The following is a 26,032-nucleotide window of genomic DNA, read 5'->3' as shown; positions in this document are numbered from 1 at the left end:
GCCGGTGCCGTGGCGCACCAGCTCGTGGTAGCGCTCGTTGGACTCCTTGGCCGTGCCGAACCCGGCGTACTGCCGCATCGTCCAGGGCCGGCCCGTGTACATCGACGGGTACGGCCCCCGGGTGAACGGGTAGCTGCCCGGGTGACCCAGCTGGGAGGCGGGGTCGAACCCGGCCAGGTCGTGCTCGTCATACACGGCCTTGATCGGGAGGTCGGACTCGCTGCGCGCGGAGTCCTTCGGTGCGGGACGCTCGGCCATGCCTCGCAGACTAGACGCCAGCGCGCCGGCTGCGGGTCGCGGCGTTGAGTCCGGAGACCAGGCCGGGCCCGCCGTAGACGAACCCCGAGTACAGCTGCAGCAACACGGCCCCCGCCTCGAGCATCGCCAGTCCGTCGGCGACCGTCATGATGCCGCCGACGCCGATGACCGGGAGGTCGCTGTGTCGGGCGACGAACCGCACGACCTGCCGCGCCCGCACCGTCAGTGGCGCCCCGGACAACCCGCCGGCCTGCTGGGCGAGGACCGCGTCGCGCAGGGCCACCCGGTCCCGGGCGAGGGTCGTGTTGGTGGCGATGACCCCGCGGACGCCCGTGTCCGCGCACACCTGCAGCGCCTCGCCGATGGCCGCGTCGGTCAGGTCCGGTGCGAGCTTGACGAACACCGGCGCCGTGGAGGCTTCGGTGACCGCCGCGAGCAGCTCGCGCAGCGGACCGGCGTCCTGCAGCGAGCGCAGGCCTGGGGTGTTGGGGCTGGAGACGTTGACCGCGACGTAGTCGGCGAGGTCGTCCAGGGCGCGCACGGACACCAGGTAGTCCTCGGTCGCCTCCTCCACCGGCGTCACCTTGGTCTTGCCGATCGACACCCCCACCGGTATGCCGACCGCTCCCGTCCCGCGCAACCGCTCCGCGAGTGCCGGCGCACCCGCGTTGTTGAAGCCCATCCGGTTGATGATCGCCCGCGAGGCGCGCAGGCGGAACAGGCGCGGCGTGGGGTTGCCCGGCTGGGGGCGCGCGGTGACCGTGCCCAGCTCGACGAAGCCGAAGCCCAGGGCCGGCCAGGCCCGCGCCGCCACCCCGTCCTTGTCCACGCCGGCCGCGAGCCCGACCACTCCGGGGAAATTGATCCCGGCCACGACCGTCGGCGCCGCGGGGGGCCGGACCAGCTGGCGCAGCGCGAGGCGGCCCGGCGCAGAGGCACCCAACCGCTGGAGGCTCGCCAGCGTCAGATGGTGGGCCGCCTCCGCGTCCCCGCCGCGCACGTGGAACAGTGCCGGACGCAGCACGTGCCGGTAGGCGGCGTCCGTCGTCGGCACGAGTTGCGGGGGGAGGGGCACGGCGCCGATGGTAGCCATCGGGTCGTCTCACGTTTCGGACAGGTTGCGGTCCCCCAACGAAAGGTTCAGGACTCGGTAAAGAGAGGGTTGGGGCGCGCGACTCATGAGGCACGATGGGCCGCGGCCCGCTCGGGGGAGCAAGGAAGTGAGGTGTTGATGCTGCGTCGGTACGTGCTGCACGCACGGCTGTTGTGGCGCGCCTCGCCCCTCCTCACGCTCACCTGCACCGCCATCGTGGTCGCCCAGGCCCTGGCCAGCACCGCGGTGCTGCTGCTCTCGGGCCGGTTCGTCGGCGCACTCGCGCAGGCCATCCACGACGGCCCCTCCTCCCCCGCCGCCACGACGGCCTGGCACTCCTTCATCGCGGTCGCCGTCGTGCTGGTCGCCGAGCCGGTGCTCGCCGCCGCGGCGACCGCCCTGGCCCCGGCCCTGACCGCGCGCTACCTCGTGCTCGTCACCGACGGCCTGGCCGAGGCCTGCCTGGCCCCCCACGGCATCGCCCACCTCGAGGAGCCCGAGACCGCCTCGCGGCTGCAGGCGCTCGTGCAGGCCTCGCGGGACTGGACCTTCGTGACCGGCTGCAACGCCACCTGGCAGATGCTCGGCTACCGGCTCAGCGGGGTCGGCGCCTTCGTCGTCCTCGCCACGTGGCGCTGGTGGGTGCCGTTCGTGCTGCTCGCCGGCTGGCTCGTGCTCGGCAAGTCGTTCTCGGCGTGGATCGCCACAGCGTGGGACAACGTGCTCGACGTGTCCGGCAACGACCGGCGCCACGCGACCTACCTGCGCTCGGTGCTGCTCGGGGACGGCGCCGCCAAGGAGATCCGCCTCTTCGGGCTGGCCGGCTGGCTGACCGGCCGCTACCGCAGCACCTGGCTGACCGCCATGAAGCCGGTCTGGCACACCCGCACGGTCGCGCTGCGGCCGGTCATCGGCGCCACCGTCGTGCTGCTGGGTGTCTACGTCATCGGCTACGGCCTCATCGCCCGCGACGCGTGGACCTCGGCGATCGGCATCGGCACGGTCGCGGCCATGGTGCAGGCCGCTCAGCAGATGGAGCTGTTCGGGCCGGTCGGCGACATCCAGACCGCGCTCGGCGCGAACACGTCCACCACGGCGCAGCTGGCGAGCGTACGCGCGGAACTGGGGCTTCCCGGCATACCGGCTCGTTCCGGGTGGGCAGCCCAGCCGCGCCCGCTCCCGGAGGGTGACCAGGCACCGGCCCGCGCGCGCCGGCGCGGCCCGTCCAGGGCCGACTCACCCGCTGCCGCCGGCGCACCGGTCACCGGCAAGCCGGCCGAGATCGTCTTCGCCGGCGTCGGCTTCCGCTACCCCACCCGGACCGACCCGGTCTTCGAGGCGCTCGACCTGCACGTCCCGCCCGGGCAGTCCATCGCGGTGGTGGGCGTCAACGGGGCGGGCAAGTCCACCCTCATCAAGCTGCTCTGTGGCCTCTACGCGCCCACGGCCGGCCGGGTGTGCGTCGACGGCGCCGACCCCGCCACCGACGACCGCGCCCGCCGGCGGGTGGCCGTGATCTTCCAGGACTTCGTGCGCTACCACCTGTCGTTGCGCGACAACGTCCGCCTCACCGGGGCGGGCATGCCGCCGGCCGAGCCGGCCCTGCTGCAGGGGGCGCTCGCCGACGCGGCGGCGGAGGGCCTGCTCGACCGGCTCGAGCACGGCTGGGACACCGTCCTGTCCGCCGGCTACACCGGCGGCACCGACCTGTCCGGCGGCCAGTGGCAGCGCATCGCCCTCGCCCGCGCGCTCGCGTCCCTGGCGGACGGCGCGGGGGTGCTGGTGCTCGACGAGCCGACTGCGGCGCTGGACGTCCGGGCGGAGGCGGCGCTGTTCGACCACTTCCTCGAGGTCACGCGCGGCATGACCACGGTGCTGGTCAGCCACCGGCTCTCCAGCGTGCGGCACGCCGACCGGATCGTCGTCATCGACGAGGGCCGGATCGTCGAGGACGGCTCGCACGAGGACCTGATGGCCCGCGGCGGGGAGTACGCCCAGATGTTCGCGCTGCAGGCGGCCCGGTTCCGCGCCGGCCACGACGGTCCGGACGAGGGCGCCGGTGCGGTGGCCGCCCACTCCTCCGCCGACCCGGTGCGGGAGTCAGCCGACCCGTTGCGCGACGCGAGCACTGGGGGGCTGGATGGCTAGGACCGTGCGCGGCCTGTGGCTGGTGGTGCGCACGTCGGTGCGGGTCAGCCCCTGGCAGTCGGCGCTGAGCCTGCTCGAGGTCGTCGGCAAGTCGCTCGACATGCTGCTGCCGCTGTTCCTGGCCTGGCTCATCGACGGGGTGCTCGGGCACGACGAGGCGTGGGTGGTCTGGGCGCTGGTCGGGCTCATCGGCACCGCCGGGCTCAACATGTTCTTCCACCTCGCCGGCACGAACGCGCGGATCACCCAGAAGGAGCGCGTCGGCTTCGCGTTCGACGAGCAGATCGCCGAGCTGACCGCCAGCATCCCGACGCTGGACCACCTGCAGTCCGCGCGCTACCTCGACGAGCTGCAGGTGCTGCGCGACCAGCAGGGCACGCTGGGCAACGCGCTCAACATGCTGCTCAACACGGTGAGCAACCTCGCCATGGCGATCGGCACCATCGTGGTGGCGGGCACCGCCGACTGGCGCCTGCTGATCCTGCTCGTCTTCGGGCTCCCCGGCGTGCTCAACACCCGGTTCACCGCGCGCTGGGACGCCGCCGGCGAGAACGCCTCGGCCGAGCACGGGCGCCGGGCCACCCACCTGGTCGACCTGGCCGTGGACCCGACGTCCAGCGGCGAGATGCGGGTGCTCGGCACCCGGCCGGCGGTGCGCTCCCGGCTGGCCGACAGCGTCGCGAGCTGGCGCCGGCCGATCGCCGGGGCCGAGCTGCGGGCGGGCGGACTGCACGTCGCCGAGTCGCTGCTGTTCTTCGCCGCGGCCGCGGGGATCCTCGCCTGGATGACCCGCGACGCCCTGCGGGGCGAGGTGTCGGTGGGCACGATCACCCTCGGGGTCGTGATCGCCGCACGCCTCGAGATGGTGATCAGCGTGCTGCGCTTCGCCGTGCGCGGGCTCACGACGACGGTGCGCAACGTCGGCCGGTTCATGTGGCTGCGGGACTACGCCGAGGAGGTGGCCGGGCTCGACCAGGGCGACGTCGCGCCGCCCGGGCAGCTGCGCGACGGCATACGGCTGGAGCACCTGTCCTTCCGGTATGCCGGCGCCGAGCGCGACTGCCTGCACGACGTCACCCTGGACCTGCCGGCCGGGGCGGTCGTGGCGCTCGTCGGCGAGAACGGCGCCGGCAAGTCGACGCTGGTGAAGCTGCTCACGGGGATGTACCGGCCGCGCGAGGGCCGGGTGCTGGTCGACGGCACGGACCTGTGCGACCTGGACCTCGCCCAGTGGCGCGCCCGGGCCTCCGGGGCCTTCCAGGACTACGCGCGCTTCGAGCTGGTCGCGCGCGAGTCGGTGGGGATCGGCGACCTGACCCACCTCGACGACGACGCCTGGGTGCGGCACGCCCTGCACGACGGCGCCGCGGAGGAGGTCGTCGCCGGACTCCCCCACGGGCTCGCCACGCAGCTCGGCACGACGTGGCCGGAGGGGGTCGAGCTGTCCGGTGGGCAGTGGCAGCGCCTGGCGACCGGCCGGGCGATGATGCGCGACGCGCCCCTGCTGCTCGTGCTCGACGAGCCCACCGCGGCGCTGGACGCCACGACCGAGAACGAGCTGTTCGAGCGCTACGCCGCGGCGGCCCGGGACGCCGGAGGGCGCGGCGCCGTGACGCTGCTGGTCACGCACCGCTTCTCGACCGTGGCCGCGGCTGACCTGGTCGTCGTGCTCGACGGGGGGCGGGTGGTCGAGGCCGGCTCGCACGAGGAGCTGGTCGCCGCCGGCGGGCGCTACGCCGAGCTCTACGAGCTGCAGGCGCGCGGCTACCGCTGACCCGGCCCGGCCTGGCCCGGCCCGGCCCTGCTCGGCCCTGCTCGGCCCTGCTCGGCCCTGCCCTGCTCGAATCGTTGCCGTCGATCGTTGTGCAGTCTTGAGCGCTGGGGCAGCCAAAACCGCACAACGATTGCTGCTTCGTGGGGCGGCCCGGATGGGTTGTCCACAGATTCGCCTCGCCGGCCCTGAGCGGACGGTGCGGCTCGCAAGACTGAAGCGCATGTCCGACGCCGCGCTCACTCCCCCTCCGTCACCCGAAGACGAGTCCAGAAGCGAGCAACCTGCAGCGCCTGATCCTTCAGGCGGGAGCGGCGACGGCTCCGAAGTCACCACCTCGACGCCGGGTGGCCGTACCTTCCCCGACATCCGCGGCCAGAGCGGCTTCGCCACCCGCCGCCAACTCGAGGCAGGCGGCTGGTCGCGGTCGGCCATCCGCCATCGGCTCGGGGAACGGTGGCACCTGGTCTACCCCCGGGTCGTCGCGCCACACACAAGGCAGGTGTCCGGGCGGGAGCGGGCGATCGCGGCCCAGTTGTGGGCTGGGCATCACGCCGTCTTGACCGGGTTGGCCGGGCTGTACGTCCTCGGTCTCGACGACGACCGCACGGTGCGCGAGCTGCATTTCTTGGCGCCGCAGGCGGTCCACCAGCGTCGTCACGCCGATGCCCTGGTCCATCGGACGGACCGTCCGCTGCACGCCTACCGGCGCGAAGGCTGCCTGCAGGTCATGCACGCCGCCCGCTGCCTCGTCGACGCAGCTCGCTGGGATGTGCGCGAGCGTGATGAGCGGATCGCCCTGACCACAGCGGTGCTTCAGCAGGGGCTCACGAAGCCGCTCCGGGTCCACCACGAGCTCCGCCACACCCACCGGAACGACACAGTGGACGTCCGGGACGCGGTCCGCGCCTTCGAGCGGGGCGCCTGGTCACGGCCCGAAGCTGTGCTGGCCGAAGCGCTCGGGCGGAGCACGGTCCTGCCGGAGGTGCTGCTCAACGCCGGGCTCGCGCTCCCGAACGGCCAGCGTCTGCCGACGCCGGATGCGTACGTGCAGGAGGTGGCACTCGCCATACAGGTGCATTCGCGCAAGTACCACGCCCGCAACCGCGACTGGCAGGGCACCGTTGAAGCCGACCTCGAGCTCACGCGGCACGGCATCGTCGTGCAGCAGGTGACACCCCGGACCTTGGATGAAGGCGCCGCCGGCTTCGTTCGTGCAGTCGAGCAGAGCTACCAGCAACTGCTGGGCCGGCCGCTCCCGGACATCGTGGTCACACCACGCACGTCCTGAAACCCGCTCCACCGCCCACGGCTGGCCCCAACCGGGAGCGGCCCCCTGGCAGAAACTGGCGCAGTGCGGCCGACCGCACAGATCGTTGTGCTCTCCTGAGCGCTGGAGCGGCCAAAACAGCACAACGATTGCGGGCAACGATCGAGGCGGGCGCCACCGCAGCGAGGAGGCGGCGCTCAGGTGAGGTTGGCGCGGCCCTGGGTCTTGAGGATGTCGACCACGGCCTTGACGTCCTGGGCCCGCTGGCGCGAGGTCACCAGCAGCGCGTCCGGGGTGTCGACCACCACCACGTCGTCCAGGCCGAGCGTGACGACCGTGCGGCCCGACCGCGGCAGCACGATGCCGGTGGTCTCCTGGCTGACGACCAGCTCCCGCTGGCCCAGCACCTTCAGGCCCGGGGCGTCGTCGGCGCACTCGTGCACCAGCGTCGCCAGCGAGGCGAAGTCGCCCACGTCGTCCCAGTCGAAGGTGGCGGGAATCACGGCCACCCGCCCTTCGGCCGCGGCCGGCTCGGCAACGGCCCGGTCGATGACGGCCGGCCCGAGCGTGGGCCACAGCTCGTCGAGCCGATCGGGGTCCGCGGCGATCTTGCGCAGGCCGGCCGCCAACGCCGGGTCGTAGGTCGCCAGCAGGTCCAGCAGGACCGAGGCACGGACCACGAACATCCCGGCGTTCCAGCGGTATTCACCGCTGCGCACATACCTGCGCGCTGTCGCCCGACCCGGCTTCTCCACGAACGACCTGACGCGGTGCGCTGACGGCGCGTCCGGCACGGGCAACGCCTCGCCCAGCCTGATGTAGCCGAAGCCCATCGCCGGGTAGGTGGGCTCGATCCCGATGGTCACGAGCATGTCGGTGCGCGCCACCGCCACCGCTTCCCGGACACAGCTCTGGAACGCGGCGACGTCCTGGATCACGTGGTCGGCCGCGAACGAGCCGACGACCGCGTCGGGGTCCTCCCGCTCGATCAGCGCGGCCGCCAGGCCGATCGCCGGCATGGACTCCCGCGGCGACGGCTCAGCGAGCAGGCAGCGTCCGGGCAGCCCGGGCAGCTGGCCGCGCACCGCGTCGGCGTGCCGCTCACCGGTCACCACGACCAGCCGGTTCCCACAGACCGGCTCCAGCCGGTCCCAGGTGGACTGCAGCAACGACCGGCCGCTGCCGGTGAGGTCGTGCAGGAACTTGGGCACAGCCGACCGTGACAATGGCCACAACCGCGTCCCGGAGCCGCCGGCCGGGATCACCCCCCACAGACCCTCGACCTGACCCTGCCCGCGACCAGCCGTCTTCGCCATGCCGGCCGCACCCCCTTCAGTCGTCTCGGACACGGTGGCGACGCTAGCCGACGTGACTGGGCCACGCACCGGCATACCCGGAATCCAGCGCGACGCACCGCCTCACTAGCATGTCCTCGTTCACCCCCCGTCGCAGGAAAGGGACGCACAGTGGCAGTGCAGCCTCAAGCGGCGCCCGCGGGCTTGCTGTACCGCGGTCGCGAAGGCATGTGGTCGTGGGTGGCACACCGAATCAGCGGTGTGCTCATTTTTCTCTTCCTGTTCGCCCACGTCCTCGACACCGCCCTGGTGCGCGTGTCCCCCGACGCGTACAACTCCGTGATCGGTACCTACAAGAACCCCGTCGTCGCCTTCGGCGAGATCGGGCTGGTCGCCGCCGTGGTGTTCCACGCCTACAACGGCATCCGGATCATCCTGGTCGACACCAACACGTGGTGCACGCGCCACCAGCGCAAGCTGGCCTGGGGCGCGGTCGGGCTGTGGGTCATCACGATGATCCCGTTCATGATCCGTCACCTGATGAACGTGTTCGGCTGAGGAGGGACGACGTGAGCGACATCGCCAGCACCACCCGACACTCGGGCGACACCTCCCAGCCGGCCGAGCGCACCAGCCTCGACAGCCGGCTCGTCACCGACCCCACCCGCAAGTCGCCGTATGCCCGGCACGGCCGCGGCCGCACGAACTTCGAGCTCTGGTCGTGGCTGTTCATGCGCGCCTCGGGCATCCTGCTGATCGTCCTGGTCTTCGGGCACCTGTTCGTCAACCTCATGCTGGGCGACGGCATCAGTGGCATCGACTTCGCCTTCGTCGCCGGCAAGTGGGCGAGCCCGTTCTGGCAGGTCTGGGACCTGCTGATGCTCTGGCTCGCCGAGGTCCACGGCGTCAACGGCGTCCGCACGGTCATCAACGACTACACCGAGCGAGACTCGACCCGACTCATCCTCAAGACGATCCTCTTCCTGGCGGCGCTGTTCACGCTGGTGCTCGGCACCTTGGTCATCTTCACCTTCGACCCGTGCATCGACCCCAACTCCACCCTGGCGGTGTGCAACCGCTGATGCCGTTCGCTGCACGAACCCGCCCGACCCGGAGCCCGAAAGGCTGACTGCCCATGCAGACCCACACGTATGACGTCGTCATCGTCGGCGCGGGAGGCGCCGGGATGCGCGCCGCCCTGGAGTCCTCGGGCCGGGCGCGCACGGCGGTGCTGACCAAGCTCTACCCCACCCGCTCCCACACCGGCGCGGCCCAGGGCGGCATGTGCGCCGCCCTCGCCAACGTCGAGGAGGACAACTGGGAGTGGCACACCTTCGACACCGTCAAGGGCGGCGACTACCTGGTCGACCAGGACGCAGCCGAGATCATGTGCCGCGAGGCCATCGACGCGGTCATCGACCTCGAGAAGATGGGGCTGCCGTTCAACCGGACGCCGCAGGGCCGGATCGACCAGCGCCGGTTCGGCGGCCACACCCGCAACCACGGTGAGGCGGCCGTGCGCCGCTCCTGCTACGCGGCCGACCGCACCGGGCACATGATCCTGCAGACGCTCTACCAGAACTGCGTCAAGCAGGGCGTGGAGTTCTACAACGAGTTCTACGTGCTCGACCTGATGATGAACGACTCCCCCGAGTACGGCACCCCCGCGGTGGCCGGGGTCGTCGCCTACGAGCTCGCCACCGGCGAGATCCACCTCTTCCGCGCCAAGGCGGTCATCTTCGCGACCGGTGGCGCCGGCAAGGTCTTCAAGACGACCTCCAACGCGCACACCCTCACCGGTGACGGCATGGGCGTCGCGTTCCGCCGCGGTCTGCCCCTGGAGGACATGGAGTTCTTCCAGTTCCACCCGACGGGGCTCGCCGGCCTCGGCATCCTGCTGTCCGAAGCGGCCCGCGGCGAGGGCGGGATCCTGCGCAACAGCGAGGGCGAGCGGTTCATGGAGCGCTACGCCCCCACCATCAAGGACCTCGCCCCGCGGGACATCGTCGCCCGTTCGATGGCCAACGAGGTGCGCGAGGGCCGCGGCTGCGGACCGAACAAGGACTACGTCCTGCTCGACCTGACCCATCTCGAGCCGGCGCACATCGACGCCAAGCTGCCCGACATCACCGAGTTCGCCCGTACCTACCTCGGCGTGGAGCCCTACACCGAGCCCGTGCCGGTCTACCCCACGGCCCACTACGCCATGGGCGGGATCCCCACGACTGTCACGGGGCAGGTGCTGAGCAACAACACCGACGTGGTGCCCGGTCTCTATGCCGCGGGCGAGTGCGCCTGCGTGAGCGTCCACGGCTCGAACCGTCTCGGGACCAACTCGCTGCTCGACATCAACGTCTTCGGCCGTCGGGCCGGCATCGCCGCCGCCGAGTTCGCGCAGGACGCGCCCCGGGTGGAGCTGCCGTCCGCGCCCGAGCAGCACACGCTCAACCTCGTCGAGGACATCCGCGGCCGTGCGACCGGCGAGCGGGTGGCCGACCTGCGCCGGACCCTGCAGGAGACGATGGACGCCAACGTCCAGGTCTTCCGCACGGAGGCGTCGATGAAGGAGGCGCTCGGCGTCATCGAGGAGCTCAAGGAGCGCTACAACCACGTCACGGTCCAGGACAAGGGGCAGCGCTACAACACCGACCTGCTCGAGGCGGTCGAGCTCGGCTTCCTCATCGAGCTGGCCGAGGTCGTCACCCTCGGCGCCCTCGCCCGCACCGAATCCCGCGGCGGCCACTTCCGCGAGGACTACGAGGCCCGCGACGACGTGAACTGGATGCGCCACACGATGGCCTACCGCACGCCGCTCACCGAGGGCGAGAAGCCGGGGGTCTCGATCTTCTCGAACGAGATCCGTCTGGACTACAAGCCCGTGGTCGTGACCCGTTACCAGCCGATGGAGCGCAAGTACTGATGACTGCATCCCTTGAGGAGAAGATGGACGCGGCGACCGACCCGGGCGCCAGCGAGATCCCGACCTTCACGGTGACCCTGCGGATCGAGCGCTACAACCCCGAGCTCGACACCGAGTCCCACTACGAGGACTACACGATCACCGTGCACGGCACGGACCGCGTGCTCGACGCCCTGCACAAGATCAAGTGGGACATCGACGGTTCCCTGACGTTCCGGCGCTCCTGCGCGCACGGGGTCTGCGGCTCCGACGCCATGCGCATCAACGGCAAGAACCGGCTCGCCTGCAAGACGCTGATCAAGGACGTCAGCCCGGACAAGCCGATCACGGTGGAGCCGATCAAGGGCCTGCCGGTCGAGAAGGACCTGCTCGTCGACATGGAGCCGTTCTTCGACTCCTACCGCGAGATCATGCCCTTCCTGGTCGCCCACGGCCAGGAGCCCTCGCGCGAGCGGGTGCAGAGCCAGGCCGACCGCGAGCGCTTCGACGACACGACCAAGTGCATCCTGTGCGCCGCCTGCACCTCGAGCTGCCCGGTGTTCTGGGCCGACGGCCAGTACTTCGGTCCCGCCGCGATCGTCAACGCGCACCGCTTCATCTTCGACAGCCGCGACGACGCCGGCGACAAGCGTCTGGAGATCCTCAACGACAAGGAGGGCGTCTGGCGCTGCCGGACCGTCTTCAACTGCACGGAGGCCTGCCCGCGCGGCATCGAGGTGACCAAGGCGATCGCCGAGGTCAAGCGCGCCATCATCACCCGGCGCCTCTGACCACCACCCACTGAGCACCCAGCGCCGCTGCCCCGTCGGGGCGGCGGCGCTGCCGTTTCCGACGGGTCCGCCGGGTCGGTCACCGCCGGCGGGTCTGCCGGGTCGGTCACCGCCGGCTCGGTCACCGCCGGGTCGGTCACCGCCGGGTCGGTCACCGCCGGGCGCGCAGCCGCCGCCACGGAACCGCCGCACGCCCGAGCGTGGAGACCGCGACGGCGGTGCCGGCGCCCAGCACCACGCCCGCCGCGAGGGAGGCCCGGTCCGTCGCCCGGGTGCGCGCCGCCCCCGGAGCCGCGCCGGTATGCCGACCGCTCGCCCGGGCGCGTTCCCGCGCCTCCCTGCCCGGTTCCCGGGCACGCTCGCGTTCGGCGCGCGCGTCGAGGTCGTTGGCCGCCCACGCGGAGGACAGCAGGGTGATCCGCGACATGAGGTTGAGCCAGAACAGCAGTCCCACGACGATGCCCAGTGAGGCGAGCAGCGGGTTGCTCGTGGCGTGGCTGAGCAGCTGACCGGCGAAGATCTTCATGACCGTCAGACCCACCCCACCCATGAGGGCGCCCTGGAACAGTCCTCGCCACGGCACCTCCACCCCGGACAGCACCCGCAGCAGGAGCATCATCAAGCCGGTGTCGGCGAGTGCGCTCAGGACAAATACGGCGACCTGCAGCAGCCAGGCCGCTCCCCCGAGGCCGATCGCGTCGGCGACGAACCGGATCACCGTGCTGGCCGCACTCGTGAACACGCCGGACAGCGCGATCCCGAGCCCGAGGGTCATCATCACGCCGAGGTCCCGGAGCTTGTCGGTGACGACGTTGCCCGGAGTGTCCTCGACACCGAACACCGCCCGGATGCCGGTGCGCATCGCGCCGAGCCAACCCATGCCGGACATGACCAGGCCGACGAAGGACACAGCCCCCGTGATCGTCAGGGCGCCGGCTCCCGGGGCCGTGACCGAGATGATGCCGCCGGCGTGCGGGTGCGCGGGGTCCTTGATCATCCCGGGCAGCTGCTGGCGCAGCGCGTCGGTGACACTGTGCATGAGGTCGGGGTGGCCGCGGAGGACGAACCCGAAGACTGTGAAGGCGAGCGCGACCGCGGGGAAGATCGAGAAGAAGGCGAAGTAGCCGACACCGCCGGCGAGAACGTTGCCGTGGGCGTCGGAGTAGCGCTTCCAGGCGCGCAGGGGCCGGGTCCGCTGCACCCGGCTCAGCAGCTTCCTGGCGCGTGCGATCAGGTCCTTCACCGGTGCTCCTGTCCTTCCGCGAGTGGCTCGTCCTCCCCCGAGTCGTTCGCGGGACGCAGGCACGTCCCTCACCGCTGCCGGTCGTCCGCGAGCTCCGCGGCGCCACCGGCTCCTGCTGACCCTAGCCCTTCGAGGTCCCCTCGTCGCCGAACGGGAAGGTCGCCACCGACCGCCACACCAGGTCGGCGCCGTGCTGGTAGAGGTCGAAGGCGGCCACCCGGAAGGAGCAGCGGTAGTCCGACAGCTGATCGAAGGCCCGGTCCATCGCGGCCTCGGGGACGTCGTGGGCCACGGTCACGTGGGGGTGGTAGGGGAAGCGCAGCTCGCGGTCGACGGGCCCCTGCCGGACGGCCAGCTGCAGCTGCTCGCAGTCGGCGATCCCGCCGGCGACCTGCACGAACACCACGGGCGACACGGGCCGGAAGGTGCCTGTCCCGCGCAGCACCATGGTGAAGGGCCGCCATGTGGAGGCCACCTTGGCGAGGTGCTCGCGCACCGCTGCCAGCTCGTCCTCGGCGACCTCGGTCGGCGGCAGGAGGGTGACGTGGCTCGGGATGGCGTCGGCCATGGGGTCGCCCAGCTCGCGCCGGCAGCGCTGCAGCTCCTCGCCGTAGGGCGGGGGCACCGCGATCGAGACTCCGATGGTGGGCATGGGGCCGGGTCAGCGCCTCGCGGGAAGGAAGCCGATCCGGTCATAGACACGGGCCAGGGTCTGGTCGGCGACCCCCCGCGCCCGCTCCGCACCTTCGGCGAGGATCCGGTCGAGCTCGGCGGGGTCGGCGAGCAGCTCCTGGGTGCGTGCGCGGTAGGGCCCGACCACCTCGAGCACCACCTCCGCGACCTCCTTCTTCAGGTCGCCGTAGCCCCGCCCGGCGAAGTCCGACTCCAGCTGCTGGACGGACCGTCCGGACAGGGCGCTGTGGATGCGCAGCAGGTTGGCCACGCCGGGCTTGTGCTCCTCGTCGAAGGTCACCTCCCGGCCGCTGTCAGTGACCGCCGAGCGGATCCGCTTGCCGATGACCTTCGGGTCCTCCAGCAGGTCGATGACCCCCGCCTGGCTGGGCGCCGACTTGCTCATCTTGGCCGTCGGCTCCTGCAGGTCGTGGATCTTCGCGGTCGCCGTGACGATGTGCGGTTCGGGGACGACGAACGTCTCGCCGTAGCGGCCGTTGAACCGCTGCGCCAGGTTGCGGGTCAGCTCCAGGTGCTGGCGCTGGTCCTCGCCGACGGGCACCTCGTCCGCGTCGTAGAGCAGGATGTCCGCGGCCATCAGGACCGGGTAGGTGAACAGGCCCACCGTGGTGCCCTCGGCGCCGTGCCGCAGGCTCTTGTCCTTGAACTGGGTCATCCGGCTGGCCTCACCGAACCCGGTGACGCAGGACAGCACCCAGGAGAGCTCGGCGTGCGCGGCGACGTGGCTCTGCACGAACACGGTGGACCGGTGCGGGTCGATGCCCGCCGCGAGGTACTGCGCCGCGGTGACCCGGCTGCGCTCCCGGAGCAGCTCCGGGGCCACCTCCACCGTGATCGCGTGCATGTCGACGACGCAGTAGAACGCGTCGTGCGTCTCCTGCATCGACACCCAGTTGACGAGCGCTCCCAGGTAGTTGCCGAGGTGCAGCGAGTCGTGCGTGGGCTGCATCCCGGAGAAGAGCCGGGGCCGCGGGGACTGGGGAGGAGCGTCGTGCTCGGGCATGCCGGCCATTGTGGCAGGTCACCTGCCGTGGCCCTCGGTCGCGTCGACCCGGTATGCCGTGTGCTCGCGCGCGGTGCCGCACGCCGCCGCTCCCGCTCCTCACCGGGAACCTGTCGCCCCGGCCGGCGCCTGCGTGACAGGGGGCGCCCGGGTTCGATCACCCCGGCGGCGGTGGGCCGAGGTCCGGGCGGTCGTGGACCTCGATCCGGGAGCCGGGCGTGTGCAGCTCGAGGACGACGAGCTCGTTGCGACCGGCGCGCCACAGCGGTCCCGGTGCGTAGAGGCGGCGCTGCGGGCCTACGTCCCAGTAGCGGCCGAGCAGGAAGCCGTTGAGCCAGACGAAACCCTTGCCCCAACCGGGCAGCTCGACGAAGCCGTCGGCCGCGGAGCCGATCTCGATCGCGACGCGCGCCAACACCGGCCCCGCGGTGGGATCCGGTGGCGTCGGAGACCAGTCCGTCCCAGCCGGCCCGTCCTCACCGCTCGGCACGGGTGGCTCGTCGAGCGACAGCGGGTGGCTCGTCCAGCCGTGGATCCATCGGCGTCCGAGGCGGATCCCGCCGACGATCCCCTTGCGCTCGCCCAGCTGCGGCCCGTAGTTGATCCGTCCCTGGTTCTCCACGAGCAGCTCCAGGCGCGCGGGCCGGCCGTCGGCCCGCGGCGACAGCGGCACGGCCTCGTGCGGCTGGTTCCGGCTCAGGGTGCCCAGCACCGCCCCGTCGGCGAGGACCAGCGCCCGGTCGTGCAGCCCGTCGACGGCCAGCTCGGCCCCCCTCCGGGGGCACGACGACCTCGCCGCGATGGAGCACCAGCCCGTGGTCGATCCCGAGCTGTTCGAAGGTGAGCGGCACGGGTGCGCGCACGGCGTCGGCCGCTCGCGCGTGCGGCAGGTAGGGCGCCCACTCGCGTGGCGACACGCTCTGGGACGCGAGCCGCGGGCGAGGCGGCGGCAAGGGCCCGTCCGGGAGGTCGGCATACCGCCCGATGACCTCACGGAAGGCATGGAACTTCTCGGTCAGCTCGCCGCTCTCACTGATCGCCGCGTCGTAGTCGTAGCTGGTGACCGTCGGCTGGTGCTGGCCCTCGTGCTCGTTCGCGCCGCTCCACAGGCCGACGTTGGTGCCGCCGTGCGCCATGTAGAGGTTGACGCTCGCCCCGGCGGCGAGCAGCTCATCAAGGGTGCGGGCGGCATGCTCGGCCGAGCGGGTGTGGTGCTCCTCGCCCCAGTGGTCGAACCAGCCGTTCCAGAACTCCATGCACATCAGGGGTCCGGACGCCTGCGCCCGGCGCAGCTCGGCGAACGACTCCGCAGCGCGGGAGCCGAAGTTGGCCGTGGCCAGCACGTCGCCCACCATCCCGGAGCCGAGCATGTCGGCGGTCGGGCCGTCGGAGGTGAGCAGCAACACGTCCACGCCCCGCCGGCGCAGGCCGTCCCGGACGTGCTCGAGGTGGGCGTGGTCATCGCCGAAGCTGCCGTACTCGTTCTCGACCTGCACGGCGACCACCGGCCCGCCCCGCGTGGCCAGGAACGGCAGCACCTCCGGGAGCAGCCGGTCGAACCACCCGTCGACCAGCGACAGGTATGCCGGGTCGCTGGTGCGCAGGGTCCGCGCACCTCCCGGCAGCACACCGTCCGCGAGCAGCCACGCGGGGAAACCACCGAAGTCCCACTCCGCGCAGATGTACGGCCCGGGCCGCAGGATCACGTCGAGCCCGCACCCCTGGGCGGTGCGCAGGAACCGCGGCAGGTCCTGCCACCCGGTGAAGTCGACCTCACCGCGTCGGCGCTCGTGCACGTTCCAGGCGACATAGGTCTCGACCGTGTTGAGGCCCAGCGCGCGCAGCCGGAGCAGTCGGTCCTCCCACAGCTCGGGGTGCACGCGGAAGTAGTGCAGGGCCCCGGACAGGACGCGGTGGGGGCGGCCGTCACGCAGGAACCGGTCGCCCTCGACGGTCAGGAGCCCGGTCACAGGCGCACCTTCCACTGATGACTCTTTGTGCTCGATGATGGTGGAGTCTCACCGAGATTGCTCAGGCCGTCAAGGGAAGGGATCAGAAAGCATCGCGGTTCGCGTTCGGCTTTGTTGACTTTTCCCCCACGGGTGCCGCACGCTGAGCGCACCGAACCGTTCGAGGAGGCCCCGTGCTCGCACGCCAACGCCAGGAGCACATCCTGCGCGAGGTGGACCGCCACGGCGGGGTACGCGTCTCCGAGCTCGTCGGCGTGCTCGGGGTCTCCGACATGACGATCCGGCGCGACATCGAGACCCTCGCCGCCAAGGGTCTGGTCCTGAAGGTGCACGGCGGCGCCGCCGCCGTGGGCGGGCGCAGCGCGGACGAGCCCGGCTTCTCGGTCAAGTCCGAGATGAACCCGCTGGAGAAGTCCGAGATCGCCCGCACGGCCGCCGGCATGATCCGTCCCGGCGCCTCCGTCGCCCTGTCCGCCGGCACGACCACGTATGCCGTCGCCCACGAGCTGCGCAGCGTCACCAACCTCACCGTGGTGACCAACTCCCCCCGCGTGTCCGAGCTGCTCTACGACCCGGCGCGCGAGGACCTCACGGTCGTCCTGACCGGTGGCGTGCGGACCCCCTCCGATGCGCTCGCCGGACCCGTCGCGGTCGCGACCCTGCAGTCGCTGCACGTCGACACCCTGATCCTCGGCGTGCACGGCATCGACCAGCGGGCCGGCCTCACCACACCGAACCTCGTTGAGGCAGAGACCAACCGGGCGCTCATCGCCTGCTCGAGGCGCATCATCGTCGTCGCCGACCACAGCAAGTGGGGCATCGTCGGCCTGTCCACCATCGCCACCCTCGACCAGGTCGACGTGCTCGTCACCGACGCCGAGCTCGACGAGGAGGCGCGCCGCACGGTCAGCCAGCAGGTGGGGCAGCTGGTGATCGCGCCGCGCTCGGATGACCTGGCCACCGGGACCGGGCGGTGAGCACATCGACCCGGCAGGAGCCCGCCGAGGAGCGGGACCTGAGCGCAGGGCAGCGCGCCGTCGTCGCCGGGACCCTGGCCGACGGTCGCCAGATCCTCTACTTCGACGACGACGCCAGTGCCCCTCCGACCACGGAGGATCGCGCCCGGCTGGTCGACGAGCGCCCGCTCGGGCACCGGGTCACGGCGGGCACCCGCCGCCTCGACCCGCTCACCGGCGAGTGGGTGTCCCTCGCCGGACACCGCCAGACCCGCACGTTCCAGCCGCCCCGCGACGAGTGCCCCCTCTGCCCGAGCGGCCGGGGGACGGTGCCCTCGGAGATCCCGGCCCACGCCTACGACGTCGTGGTGTTCGAGAACCGCTTCCCCTCGTTCGCCCCCGAGGCGGCGGCCCCCGAGCCGCGCCCCCGTGGGCTGCCGAGCGACGTGTTCGAACCTGAGCGATCTGCCACCGGGCGGTGTGAGGTTGTGTGCTTCACCTCCGACCACGACTCGCGGTTTGCCGACCTCTCCCCCGAGCGGACCCGCACCGTGATCGAGGCGTGGGTACACCGCACCCGCGACCTCGGTGCCATGCCGGGCATCGAGCACGTCTTCTGCTTCGAGAACCGCGGGCGCGAGATCGGGGTGACCCTGGCCCACCCCCACGGGCAGATCTACGCCTACCCCTACGTGCCTCCCAAGGTGGCGCGGATGGTGGACATCGCCGCTCAGCACCACCAACGCACCGGCCGGTTGCTGGGCCGCGACCTGCTGGAGGGGGAGCGCGCGGACGGCCGGCGCGTCGTCCTCACCGGCGAGCACTGGACGGCCTACGTGCCGTATGCCGCCCGCTGGCCGGTGGAGGTCCACCTCGCCCCGCACCGCGACGTGCCCGACCTGCCGGCGCTGCACGATGACGAGCGTGCGGAGCTGGCCGAGTTGTACCCGGCGTTGCTGCGCCGGCTGGACCGGTTCCACCTCGACGCCGCAGGGCAGCCGATCCCGTTGCCCTACATCGCCGCCTGGCAGCAGGCGCCGGTCCGCGCAGGTCGGGATGTCTTCCGGCTGCACCTGCAGGTGTTCTCGGTGCTGCGGGCCCCGGGCAAGCTAAAGTACCTCGCCGGCTCGGAGTCCGGTGCCGGCGCCTGGATCAACGACGTGACGCCCGAGCACATCGCGAGCCGGCTGCGGGAGGTGTCCTGACGATGACCGTCCGCGACGCGACCGAGGGTGTCGCCGAGTCCGCGCAGCTGGCGGCTCAGTTCGCCGGGCTGACCGGCCGCGCCCCCGAAGGGGTGTGGTCCGCGCCCGGCCGGGTCAACCTGATCGGTGAGCACACCGACTACAACCAGGGCCTGTGCCTGCCGATCGCGCTCCCCCTGCGCACCCGCGTCGCGGTGGCGCGGCGCGACGACGGACTGCTGCGGCTGCGTTCCCTGCAGTCCCCGGGCCCCGACGCTGTCGAGGTGCCCCTGGACGACGTACGGCGGGGCCACCCTGCCGGCTGGGCCGCCTACGCCGCGGGCGCGGTGTGGGCGCTCCGCCAGGAGCACGGGCAGCTGCCCGGCCTCGAGGTGCTCGTCGACGGCGCCGTGCCGGTGGGTGCGGGACTGTCCAGCTCCGCCGCCCTCGTCTGCTCCGTCGCCCTCGCCGCGAGCGAGCTGCACGGGCTCGACCTCGGCTCGAGCGACGCGGGGCGTGCCCACCTGGCGGAGCTGTGTGTCTGGGCGGAGAACACCATCGCCGGCGCCCCGACCGGTGGGATGGACCAGGCCGCGGCGCTGCGCTGCCGGGCCGGTCACGCGCTGCTGCTCGACTGCCGTGACGGTGGGGTCGAGCAGGTGCCCTTCGACCTGCCCCGCCACGGCCTGTCCCTCCTCGTCGTCGACACCCGGGCGGAGCACTCCAACAGCGACGGGCAGTATGCCGCGCGCCGGCACGCGTGCGAGCAGGCCGCCCGTGCCCTCGGGGTGGTGAGCCTGCGCGAGATCGCACCCGAGCACCTGGGTGCCGCACTCACCCGGCTGGAGGAGCCCCTGCTGCAGCGCCGCACCCGGCACATCGTCACCGAGATCGAACGGGTCCGGCAGGCCGTGGCGGCACTGTGCGACGAGGACTTCGCACAGGTGGGACGGCTGTTCAACGCGTCGCACGCGTCGATGCGGGACGACTTCGAGATCTCCTGTGCCGAGCTCGACCTCGTCGTCGAGGCGGCGCTCGCGTCCGGGGCGCTGGGTGCGCGGATGACCGGCGGCGGGTTCGGCGGCTCGGCGATCGCTCTGGTCCCCGCCGGGGAGGTCGACCGCGTCGGCGAGGCGGTCCGAGAAGCGTTCGGCCGCAGGGGCTTTCGCGAACCCACCTGCTTCGCCGTGGCGGCCGCGGAGGCGGCGCGCCGCGACCAGTGAGGGCTATCCCGCCGTGGGGTCGAGCTCGGCCACCAGCGGGATGAGGTCGGCGACCGAGTCGACGACACGCGTCGGCCGGTACGGGAAGCGCTCCACCTGGTCCCGACGGGTGGAGCCGGTGAGCACCAGCACGGTCCGCATGCCCGCTTCGAGCCCGCTGATGATGTCGGTGTCCATCCGGTCCCCGACCATGACGGTGGTCTCGGAGTGCGCCTCCATCCGGTTGAGCGCGCTGCGCATCATGAGCGGGTTGGGCTTGCCGATGTAGTAGGGCTGGACGCCCGTCGCCCGCGTGATGAGGGCCGCCACCGCCCCCGTGGCCGGCAGCGTGCCCTCCAACGACGGACCGCTTGGGTCGGGGTTCGTGGCGATGAACCTGGCGCCGCCCTCGATGAGCCGGATGGCCCGCGTGATGGCCTCGAACGAGTACGTCCGCGTCTCCCCGAGCACGACGTAGTCGGGATCACGCTCGGTCATGACGTAGCCGATGTCGTGCAGGGCGGTCGTGAGGCCGGACTCGCCCACGACGTAGGCAGATCCGCCGGCACGCTGGTCATCGAGGAATTGGGCCGTCGCCAGCGCCGAGGTCCAGATGCTCTCCTCCGGCAGGTCGATGCCGCTGCCGCGCAGCCGTGCCCGCAGGTCACGCGGGGTGTAGATCGAGTTGTTGGTCAGCACGAGGAAGCGCCGGCCGGACGTCCGCATCGTCTGGATGAACTCGGCGGCCCCCTCGATGGCGGACTGTTCGCGCACGAGCACGCCGTCCATGTCGGTCAGCCAACAGTCCACCGGCTTGCGTTCCGTCATGCCCGCATTCTGTCGTCCCGGCCGGCCTCCCCCTCGCGCGCGTCCTTGTGGCGTGTCGGCTGCTGCAGCGACCGACACGCCACAAAGATCCGCGGGGAAGATGTGCATGGGTAGGGTCACCACGTGGCCGACCAGCAGATCCCGGACGAGAAGGGCGCCGCCGCCGGCGCGCAGGACACGACCGGTGAGCAGGCCGCGGCACCCACGGCGACCACGGCGGCACCGCCGGTGGATGACCTGGTGAGCACTCGGCATACGTTGCGGGTCGGCCGGCGCACCCTGCGCTACACCGCCACGGCGGGGCGGGTCGTGCTGCGCGAGGAGGTCTACGAGGACGGGACCTTCACCGGCGTCCGGCCGAAGGCCGAGATGTTCCTCACCTCCTACGTGCTCGACGCCCCCGTGGGCAGCAACCGTCCGGTCACCTTCGCGTTCAACGGCGGCCCGGGTTCGTCGTCGGTGTGGCTGCACCTGGGGCTGCTCGGTCCGCGACGCGTGCTGATGGGCGACGTCGACGAGCTGCTGCCGCCGCCCTACGGCCTCGCCGACAACCCGCAGTCGCTGCTGGCCGAGAGCGACTTGGTCTTCATCGACCCGGTCTCGACCGGGTTCTCCCGCGCGGTGGAAGGCGGGAAGGCCCAGGACTTCCACGGCTTCCAGGGCGACATCGAGTCGGTCGGCGAGCTGATCCGGCTCTGGACCTCGCGCCACAAGCGCTGGATGAGCCCGAAGTTCCTCGCCGGCGAGTCCTACGGCACCACCCGCGCGGCGGCGCTCGCCGACCACCTGCAGAGCCGGCACGGGATGTTCCTCAACGGCGTGGTCCTCATCTCTGCCGTGCTCGACTTCTCCACGCTCGACTTCGAGTTCCGCAACGACCGCGCCTCGGTGGACTTCCTCCCGACCTACGCGGCCGTCGCGCACTACCACGGCAAGCACGGGCGGCGCAGCCTGCGCACCGTGGTTCAGGAGGCGCAGGAGTATGCCGACCGCGACTACCCGTGGGCGCTGTCGCGGGGCAACCGGCTCACCCCGGCAGATCGGGCGGAGGCCGTGCGGCGGCTCAGCGAGCTGACCGGTCTCGCCCCGGAGTGGGTGGGTCGCGCCGACCTGCGGCTGGAGCACGTGCGCGTCCTCACCGAGCTGTTGCGCGACCAGGGCAAGGTGGTCGGACGGCTGGACGGTCGGTTCACCGGGCCCGCGACGGCCGGGAACGCCGAGACGTTCGAGACCGACCCGGCCCAGGACGCGCTGTCCGGCCCCTACGCCGCCGCGTTCAACCACTACGTGCGCGACGAGCTGGGCTACGAGAACGACCTGGCCTACGAGCAGATCAGCCCGCGGGTGCACCCGTGGTCGTTCAAGGACTTCGAGTCCAAGCCGGTCGACGTGGTGCCGCGGCTGGCCAAGGCGATGCGGATGAATCCGCGCCTGCAGGTCCACGTGGCGTACGGCTACTACGACGTGGCCACCCCGTTCCGCGCCGCCCAGGACACCCTCGCGCACCTGGAGCTGCCCGAGGAGCTGCTCGGCAACATCGAGGAGGCGTGGTACGAGTCGGGCCACATGACCTATGTGCACGAGCCGAGCCGGCTGCAGCAGTCGACGGACCTCGCCGGCTTCGTCCGACGCGCCTCGGGCTCCGCCTGAGGCGCGCGTCCCGGGCTGCCGCAACGGGCGGCCCGCCTGCGACCCGCGACCGCCGGCACCGGCTCACGCCGTCTGGTGCTCGCGCAGGGACGCCCTGACCCGCGCGGCCATCCGCTGGTCGACGGCCACGCCGGCTCCGCGCAGCACGAGCACCGCGGCGCCGGCGAGCCCGTCGGGCACCGGCTGCACCGGACCGGTCCATCCCGCTTGGCGGAGGTGCGCCCGCACCCGTGCGGCCATGGCCGGCTGGCGGTGGAGCACACCGCCACCGAGCACGAGTGGCTGGCTCAGGCGCCCGTCCGCGGCCGTCAGGATCGTGCGGGTCAGCCCTTCCGCCGCGCGCTCGGCGATGTCGGCCGCTGTCGGGTCGTCCACCTCGAAGACCAGCGGGGCGAACTTCGAGATCGCGACGGGAGCCATCGCATAGGCCACGGCGACGAGGTGGTCGAGGGCGCCAGCAGCACCGACCGGCTCGCGTGGCGGCGGGCCGGTGTAGCCGGTCTCCGCCAGCAGCCTCGGGGTCAGCCCGGTCGCGGGCGCCCGGCCGTCCAGGTCGGCCACCACAGCACGGATCGCCGCGTGCGCCAACCAGAATCCCGATCCCACGTCACCCAGGAGCCAGCCGCGGCCGTCGACCACCCGAGCCACGGCGCCCTGCTCGACGCGAATGGCCGCCGCACCGGTGCCGGCGACGGCACCGACCCCGTCGAGCAGGTGGGTGCCCGAGCAGAACGTGGCGATGAGGTCCCCGCTGACCTCGACCGGTGACGCGATGCCGATGGCAGCGAGCTGGTCCGACACCCAGCTCGAGCGCCCGCCGGATCCGGCCATGGCCACCTGTGCGAGCTCGACCTCGGCGGCCGGCCGGCCGCTGCGCTCGAGCGCGGTGAGCACCGCCTCCCTGATCGCGGCGCCGGCCCGGTCGGGCCCCGCCGACACGGGGTTGCCCGATCCCGCCACTCCGACGCCGAGTCCGGTGCCGTCCGGGGTCAGCACCATCGCGCGGGTCGAGGTGCCCCCGGCATCGATCGCCAACAACAGGGGTTGACCGGTCCCACGGACAGCAACACGATTCACCGGGCGTAGCCTCTGCCTGGACTGAGAACGGGAAACACCCGGGGCGCGTGTCGCCGCCGGGCAGGTCCCATCATGCACCTCGACCCAGGAGATGCCGATGACATCCGCGCTCGACACGTTCCACGGCGAGGTCGTCCGACGCCTCGACCGGCTCGCCCAGCGGGCCGCAGCCGGCGAGCTCGACGCCGCGATCGACCTCCTCGCCGAGGCGATCAAGCGCGACGGCATCATCCAGGTCTTCGGCACCGGGCACTCCGAGGGCTTCTCGATGGAGGTTGCCGGCCGTGCCGGCGGGCTCATCGCCACCAACAGCATCCGCTTGCGCGACCTGGTCATCCACGGCGGTCAGCAACCGGAGTCGTTGAGCGGCAGTGATTTCGAGCAGGGGCACGGGATGGTGGAGCAGCTCTGGGGACTGGCCCGGGTCCACCCCCAGGACGTGTTCGTCATCGCCTCCAACTCCGGAGTCAACGGCTCGATCGTCGGCATGGCCGTCAAGGCCAAGGAGAGCGGGCACAAGATCATCGCGGTCACCAGCCTCGAGCACACCAGCCGGGTCCAGCCGCTCCACCCCAGCGGGCACCGCCTGCTCGACCTCGCGGACGTGGTGATCGACAACCTTGCTCCCTATGGGGACACCACGCTCCCCGACGGGACGGGCGCCGTCTCCTCCCTGACGGCCAGCTTCATCGCGCAACAGCTCACGATCGGCGTGGTGCAGCGGCTGGCGGTCGAGGGCGTCGACGCGCCCATCTACCTCTCGGCCAACACCCCGGGCGGGCGCGAGCACAACGCCGCCCTCGAGGCCCGCTACGAGGGCCGCCTGCTGCGCACCGCCTGAGCCCGCGACCTCACGTGAGCGACGCGCGCACGAGCGCGGCGGCGAGCGTGCCGACGTCGTCGCCGTCGACGAGCCTGCCCAGGCGCCGGGCATCGCCTGGCAGCCCGCGCTTCGTCGCCTCGTCCAGCGCACGCTCGTCGAAGTAGGGCCGTACCTCAGGCCAGACCACCTGCACCTCCCGGCAGAAGATGTGCGCGCCGGTCGGCCCGATCCGCGGCACGTCGGTGAGCAGCCGACGCAGCGCGGCGACGTCACCGTCGGCCTCCGCACGCAACCGGCGGAGGTCCCCGGCATACCTGTCCTGCACGAGCTGGGCGCCCTGCTCGAGGTAGCTGGCGGTGCTCTCGTCATACCGCTTGTAGTGGGCGCGCCCGAGCGCGTCCACCCGCTGCTGCCAGGTGGCACGCAGCATCGCCTTCGGCGTGCGCCAGCCGCTGCGGGACAGCTCCCGGGCTGCGGCCACGGCGAGGTCGGCGCTGATCCGCACCGAGAGCAGGGTGGTGAGCACGAGCAGGCGGTAGAGCGGCGACGGCTTGTCACGCAGGGTGATGCCCGCCTCCTGCGCGTAGGTGCGCCCGTACTCCTCCAGCAGCTTCCGCGCCGTGTCCTGCTGCGTCATCCCGGTGACTCCCTCCCCGGCCCTGCGCCGTCCTGTTTCGTCCCAGCATGCGACGGGTAGGAGCCAGCGCACGAGCCGGGCAGAGGGGCACACGAGGAGTGAGGATGCAGTTCGACACGACGAGCACGCCGCAGGCGGTCGCCGACAGGCTGCACGAGCAGCACGAGACGATCAAGCACATGCTGGATGCCGTCGCCACGACCTCCGGGCAGCAGCGACGGCACGCCTTCGACGACCTGCGGATGTTCCTCGCCTGCCACGAGGCGGCCGAGGAACAGTTCATCCACCCCGAGGGTGAGCACGACCTCAAGGACGGGGCGGTCTCCTCCGAACGCGTCAGCGAGGAGCAGGAGGCCGGTCACGTCATCACCCAGCTCGAAGGTCTCGACGTGGACTCCGAGGAGTTCGAGCAGACCTTCGCCAAGCTCACCGAGGCCGTGGTGCACCACGCCGAGGCCGAGGAGCACGACGAACTACCCGCGGTCTCCAAGGCAGCGGACGCCGCGGCGCTCGGCGCGATCGACCGGGCGCTGCGCTACGTCCCGGAGATGGTGGGACAAACCGGGTCCCCGCTGGGCCAGCGGGGACAGAAGTCCTTCGAGGAGATGTTGTCCATGGCACAGAACGAGTTCAGCAACCTGCAGACGGGGCCGGGCGAGCAGACCAAGGCGGGGACGACCCCCGAGGCCGTCGAGGACCGCGCGAAGGCGAGCAAGCTGCCGGAGGGTGACGTGATCCGGGTGCTGCTCGAGCAGCACGCCCGCATCCACGACCTCTTCCACTGCGTGCAGAACGAGAGCGGCGAGCACAAGCAGCAGGCGTTCGACGAGCTGCGTGCCCTGCTGGCGGTGCACGAAACCGGTGAGGAGATGGTCCTGCGGCCGGTCAGCAAGGACGCCGCCGGCAAGGACGTCGCCGAGGCGCGCAACAAGGAGGAGCAGGAGGCCAACGAGGTCCTCCAGAAGCTCGAGAAGATGGACACCGGCTCGACCGAGTTCGACCAGGAGCTCGCGACCTTCAAGAAGTCCGTGGCCGACCACGCGGAGAGCGAGGAGAACGAGGAGTTCCCCAAGATCCTCGCCGAGGTCACCGGCACCGAGCGCCTCAAGCTCGGGCAGCGCTTGCGCACCGCCGAGAAGGTCGCTCCCACCCACCCGCACCCCTCCTCGGCCGGCAAGCCGGGCATGCAGTGGGCGGTCGGGCCGTTCGCCTCGCTGGTGGACCGCACCAAGGACGCCCTG

General features: G+C 71.9%; 23 protein-coding genes and 2 pseudogenes. 13 read left to right on the top strand and 12 right to left on the bottom strand.

The window, feature by feature from the left end:
- Both VFL99_RS11400 and VFL99_RS11395 read right to left on the bottom strand, forming a co-directional pair.
- A partial coding sequence (locus VFL99_RS11400; RefSeq protein ID WP_325106472.1) for a methylmalonyl-CoA mutase family protein occupies window positions 1-258 on the bottom strand: 258 nt, incomplete at its 3' end.
- A 10-nt stretch (window positions 259-268) separates the two neighbouring features.
- Window positions 269-1,333, bottom strand: coding sequence for a quinone-dependent dihydroorotate dehydrogenase (locus VFL99_RS11395; protein ID WP_325106471.1), 1,065 nt, complete (start codon window positions 1,331-1,333; stop codon window positions 269-271).
- Between the two features lie 156 nt (window positions 1,334-1,489).
- On the opposite strand from VFL99_RS11395, the gene VFL99_RS11390 reads away from it, so the two are divergent.
- The 3 genes from VFL99_RS11390 (at window position 1,490) to VFL99_RS11380 (ending at window position 6,561) form a co-directional block, all read left to right on the top strand.
- Window positions 1,490-3,499 carry an ABC transporter ATP-binding protein gene (locus VFL99_RS11390; protein WP_325106470.1) on the top strand — a complete coding sequence of 670 codons (2,010 nt, stop codon included), beginning with the start codon at window positions 1,490-1,492 and terminating at the stop codon, window positions 3,497-3,499.
- A complete protein-coding gene (locus VFL99_RS11385; RefSeq protein ID WP_325106469.1) occupies window positions 3,492-5,273 on the top strand; it encodes an ABC transporter ATP-binding protein in 1,782 nt (593 codons plus the stop codon). Before VFL99_RS11390 ends, VFL99_RS11385 begins: the two co-directional genes overlap by 8 nt.
- Before the next feature lie 220 nt (window positions 5,274-5,493).
- Window positions 5,494-6,561, top strand: a complete 1,068-nt coding sequence (locus VFL99_RS11380) for a hypothetical protein (protein WP_325106468.1) — start codon at window positions 5,494-5,496, stop codon at window positions 6,559-6,561.
- A gap of 176 nt (window positions 6,562-6,737) precedes the next feature.
- Here VFL99_RS11380 and VFL99_RS11375 read toward each other — a convergent pair whose 3' ends face one another.
- On the bottom strand, window positions 6,738-7,856 hold the full coding sequence (locus VFL99_RS11375; protein WP_325106476.1) for a mannose-1-phosphate guanylyltransferase: 1,119 nt from the start codon (window positions 7,854-7,856) through the stop codon (window positions 6,738-6,740).
- A 150-nt stretch (window positions 7,857-8,006) separates the two neighbouring features.
- Between VFL99_RS11375 and sdhC the strand changes: the two genes are divergently transcribed.
- Genes sdhC through VFL99_RS11355 form a run of 4 tightly spaced genes read left to right on the top strand, consistent with a single transcriptional unit; the run spans window position 8,007 to window position 11,525 of the window.
- Entirely contained in the window at window positions 8,007-8,393 is a 387-nt protein-coding gene (gene sdhC, locus VFL99_RS11370) for a succinate dehydrogenase, cytochrome b556 subunit (protein ID WP_414713748.1), read from the top strand.
- Between the two features lie 20 nt (window positions 8,394-8,413).
- Window positions 8,414-8,917: a succinate dehydrogenase hydrophobic membrane anchor subunit gene (locus VFL99_RS11365; RefSeq protein ID WP_325106474.1), complete on the top strand. Its 504-nt coding sequence runs from the start codon at window positions 8,414-8,416 to the stop codon at window positions 8,915-8,917.
- 53 nt (window positions 8,918-8,970) lie between these two features.
- A complete protein-coding gene (sdhA, locus tag VFL99_RS11360) occupies window positions 8,971-10,755 on the top strand; it encodes a succinate dehydrogenase flavoprotein subunit (RefSeq protein ID WP_325106467.1) in 1,785 nt (594 codons plus the stop codon).
- Window positions 10,755-11,525 carry a succinate dehydrogenase iron-sulfur subunit gene (locus VFL99_RS11355; RefSeq protein WP_325106466.1) on the top strand — a complete coding sequence of 257 codons (771 nt, stop codon included), beginning with the start codon at window positions 10,755-10,757 and terminating at the stop codon, window positions 11,523-11,525. Before sdhA ends, VFL99_RS11355 begins: the two co-directional genes overlap by 1 nt.
- Window positions 11,526-11,676: 151 nt before the next feature.
- Here the strand turns inward: VFL99_RS11355 and VFL99_RS11350 are convergent, their stop codons facing one another.
- From VFL99_RS11350 to VFL99_RS11325, 6 genes and pseudogenes are all read right to left on the bottom strand, one after another.
- The gene (locus VFL99_RS11350; RefSeq protein ID WP_325106465.1) at window positions 11,677-12,768 is read right to left on the bottom strand and encodes a YihY/virulence factor BrkB family protein; all 1,092 of its coding nucleotides are present in this window, start codon (window positions 12,766-12,768) and stop codon (window positions 11,677-11,679) included.
- 121 nt (window positions 12,769-12,889) lie between these two features.
- Window positions 12,890-13,420, bottom strand: a complete 531-nt coding sequence (locus tag VFL99_RS11345; protein ID WP_325106464.1) for a 2'-5' RNA ligase family protein — start codon at window positions 13,418-13,420, stop codon at window positions 12,890-12,892.
- Window positions 13,421-13,429: 9 nt separating this feature from the next.
- Window positions 13,430-14,473 carry a tryptophan--tRNA ligase gene (trpS, locus tag VFL99_RS11340; protein WP_325106463.1) on the bottom strand — a complete coding sequence of 348 codons (1,044 nt, stop codon included), beginning with the start codon at window positions 14,471-14,473 and terminating at the stop codon, window positions 13,430-13,432.
- 148 nt (window positions 14,474-14,621) lie between these two features.
- Window positions 14,622-14,882 (bottom strand): hypothetical protein, encoded by a 261-nt coding sequence (locus VFL99_RS11335; protein WP_325106473.1) that lies wholly within the window; start codon window positions 14,880-14,882, stop codon window positions 14,622-14,624.
- Window positions 14,883-15,032: 150 nt separating this feature from the next.
- Window positions 15,033-15,440: pseudogene (locus VFL99_RS11330) on the bottom strand (hypothetical protein); the annotation flags it as partial.
- Window positions 15,441-15,501: 61 nt separating this feature from the next.
- Window positions 15,502-16,344 (bottom strand): annotated as a pseudogene (locus VFL99_RS11325) (beta-galactosidase); the annotation flags it as partial.
- A gap of 263 nt (window positions 16,345-16,607) precedes the next feature.
- Between VFL99_RS11325 and VFL99_RS11320 the strand changes: the two are divergent.
- Genes VFL99_RS11320 through galK form a run of 3 tightly spaced genes read left to right on the top strand, consistent with a single transcriptional unit; the run spans window position 16,608 to window position 19,797 of the window.
- Window positions 16,608-17,411: a DeoR/GlpR family DNA-binding transcription regulator gene (locus VFL99_RS11320; protein WP_325106462.1), complete on the top strand. Its 804-nt coding sequence runs from the start codon at window positions 16,608-16,610 to the stop codon at window positions 17,409-17,411.
- Entirely contained in the window at window positions 17,408-18,595 is a 1,188-nt protein-coding gene (galT, locus tag VFL99_RS11315; protein ID WP_325106461.1) for a galactose-1-phosphate uridylyltransferase, read from the top strand. Before VFL99_RS11320 ends, galT begins: the two co-directional genes overlap by 4 nt.
- Window positions 18,596-18,597: 2 nt before the next feature.
- Window positions 18,598-19,797 carry a galactokinase gene (galK, locus tag VFL99_RS11310; RefSeq protein ID WP_325106460.1) on the top strand — a complete coding sequence of 400 codons (1,200 nt, stop codon included), beginning with the start codon at window positions 18,598-18,600 and terminating at the stop codon, window positions 19,795-19,797.
- 3 nt (window positions 19,798-19,800) lie between these two features.
- Here galK and VFL99_RS11305 read toward each other — a convergent pair whose 3' ends face one another.
- On the bottom strand, window positions 19,801-20,604 hold the full coding sequence (locus VFL99_RS11305; protein WP_325106459.1) for an HAD-IIA family hydrolase: 804 nt from the start codon (window positions 20,602-20,604) through the stop codon (window positions 19,801-19,803).
- Window positions 20,605-20,727: 123 nt separating this feature from the next.
- Here VFL99_RS11305 and VFL99_RS11300 point away from each other — a divergent pair, with 123 nt between their 5' ends.
- Entirely contained in the window at window positions 20,728-22,254 is a 1,527-nt protein-coding gene (locus VFL99_RS11300) for a S10 family peptidase (RefSeq protein WP_325106458.1), read from the top strand.
- Window positions 22,255-22,317: 63 nt separating this feature from the next.
- On the opposite strand, the gene VFL99_RS11295 is transcribed toward VFL99_RS11300, so the two are convergent.
- Complete coding sequence (locus tag VFL99_RS11295; RefSeq protein ID WP_325106457.1) at window positions 22,318-23,331, bottom strand: N-acetylglucosamine kinase; 1,014 nt, start codon at window positions 23,329-23,331, stop codon at window positions 22,318-22,320.
- 97 nt (window positions 23,332-23,428) lie between these two features.
- Between VFL99_RS11295 and VFL99_RS11290 the strand changes: the two genes are divergently transcribed.
- Window positions 23,429-24,172, top strand: a complete 744-nt coding sequence (locus tag VFL99_RS11290; RefSeq protein ID WP_325106456.1) for an SIS domain-containing protein — start codon at window positions 23,429-23,431, stop codon at window positions 24,170-24,172.
- Between the two features lie 10 nt (window positions 24,173-24,182).
- Here VFL99_RS11290 and VFL99_RS11285 read toward each other — a convergent pair whose 3' ends face one another.
- Complete coding sequence (locus VFL99_RS11285) at window positions 24,183-24,791, bottom strand: endonuclease (RefSeq protein WP_325106455.1); 609 nt, start codon at window positions 24,789-24,791, stop codon at window positions 24,183-24,185.
- Window positions 24,792-24,895: 104 nt separating this feature from the next.
- Here VFL99_RS11285 and VFL99_RS11280 point away from each other — a divergent pair.
- Window positions 24,896-26,032, top strand: a 1,137-nt coding sequence (locus VFL99_RS11280; protein WP_325106454.1) for a hemerythrin domain-containing protein, incomplete at its 3' end; no start/stop codon positions are given.

The sequence above is a fragment of the Segeticoccus sp. genome (assembly GCF_035708005.1).
Note: the sequence above shows the minus strand (reverse complement) of the source record. Positions and strands in the feature narration are given on the sequence as shown.

Excerpts from the sequence above, each read along its gene's own strand:
- VFL99_RS11390 (WP_325106470.1), top strand. The coding sequence starts at position 1,490 with ATGCTGCGTCGGTACGTGCTGCACGCACGGCTGTTGTGGCGCGCCTCG.
- VFL99_RS11385 (WP_325106469.1), top strand. The coding sequence starts at position 3,492 with ATGGCTAGGACCGTGCGCGGCCTGTGGCTGGTGGTGCGCACGTCGGTG.
- VFL99_RS11380 (WP_325106468.1), top strand. The coding sequence starts at position 5,494 with ATGTCCGACGCCGCGCTCACTCCCCCTCCGTCACCCGAAGACGAGTCC.
- VFL99_RS11375 (WP_325106476.1), bottom strand. The coding sequence starts at position 7,856 with ATGGCGAAGACGGCTGGTCGCGGGCAGGGTCAGGTCGAGGGTCTGTGG.
- sdhA (WP_325106467.1), top strand. The coding sequence starts at position 8,971 with ATGCAGACCCACACGTATGACGTCGTCATCGTCGGCGCGGGAGGCGCC.
- VFL99_RS11355 (WP_325106466.1), top strand. The coding sequence starts at position 10,755 with ATGACTGCATCCCTTGAGGAGAAGATGGACGCGGCGACCGACCCGGGC.
- VFL99_RS11345 (WP_325106464.1), bottom strand. The coding sequence starts at position 13,420 with ATGCCCACCATCGGAGTCTCGATCGCGGTGCCCCCGCCCTACGGCGAG.
- trpS (WP_325106463.1), bottom strand. The coding sequence starts at position 14,473 with ATGGCCGGCATGCCCGAGCACGACGCTCCTCCCCAGTCCCCGCGGCCC.
- galK (WP_325106460.1), top strand. The coding sequence starts at position 18,598 with ATGACCGTCCGCGACGCGACCGAGGGTGTCGCCGAGTCCGCGCAGCTG.
- VFL99_RS11305 (WP_325106459.1), bottom strand. The coding sequence starts at position 20,604 with ATGACGGAACGCAAGCCGGTGGACTGTTGGCTGACCGACATGGACGGC.
- VFL99_RS11290 (WP_325106456.1), top strand. The coding sequence starts at position 23,429 with ATGACATCCGCGCTCGACACGTTCCACGGCGAGGTCGTCCGACGCCTC.
- VFL99_RS11285 (WP_325106455.1), bottom strand. The coding sequence starts at position 24,791 with ATGACGCAGCAGGACACGGCGCGGAAGCTGCTGGAGGAGTACGGGCGC.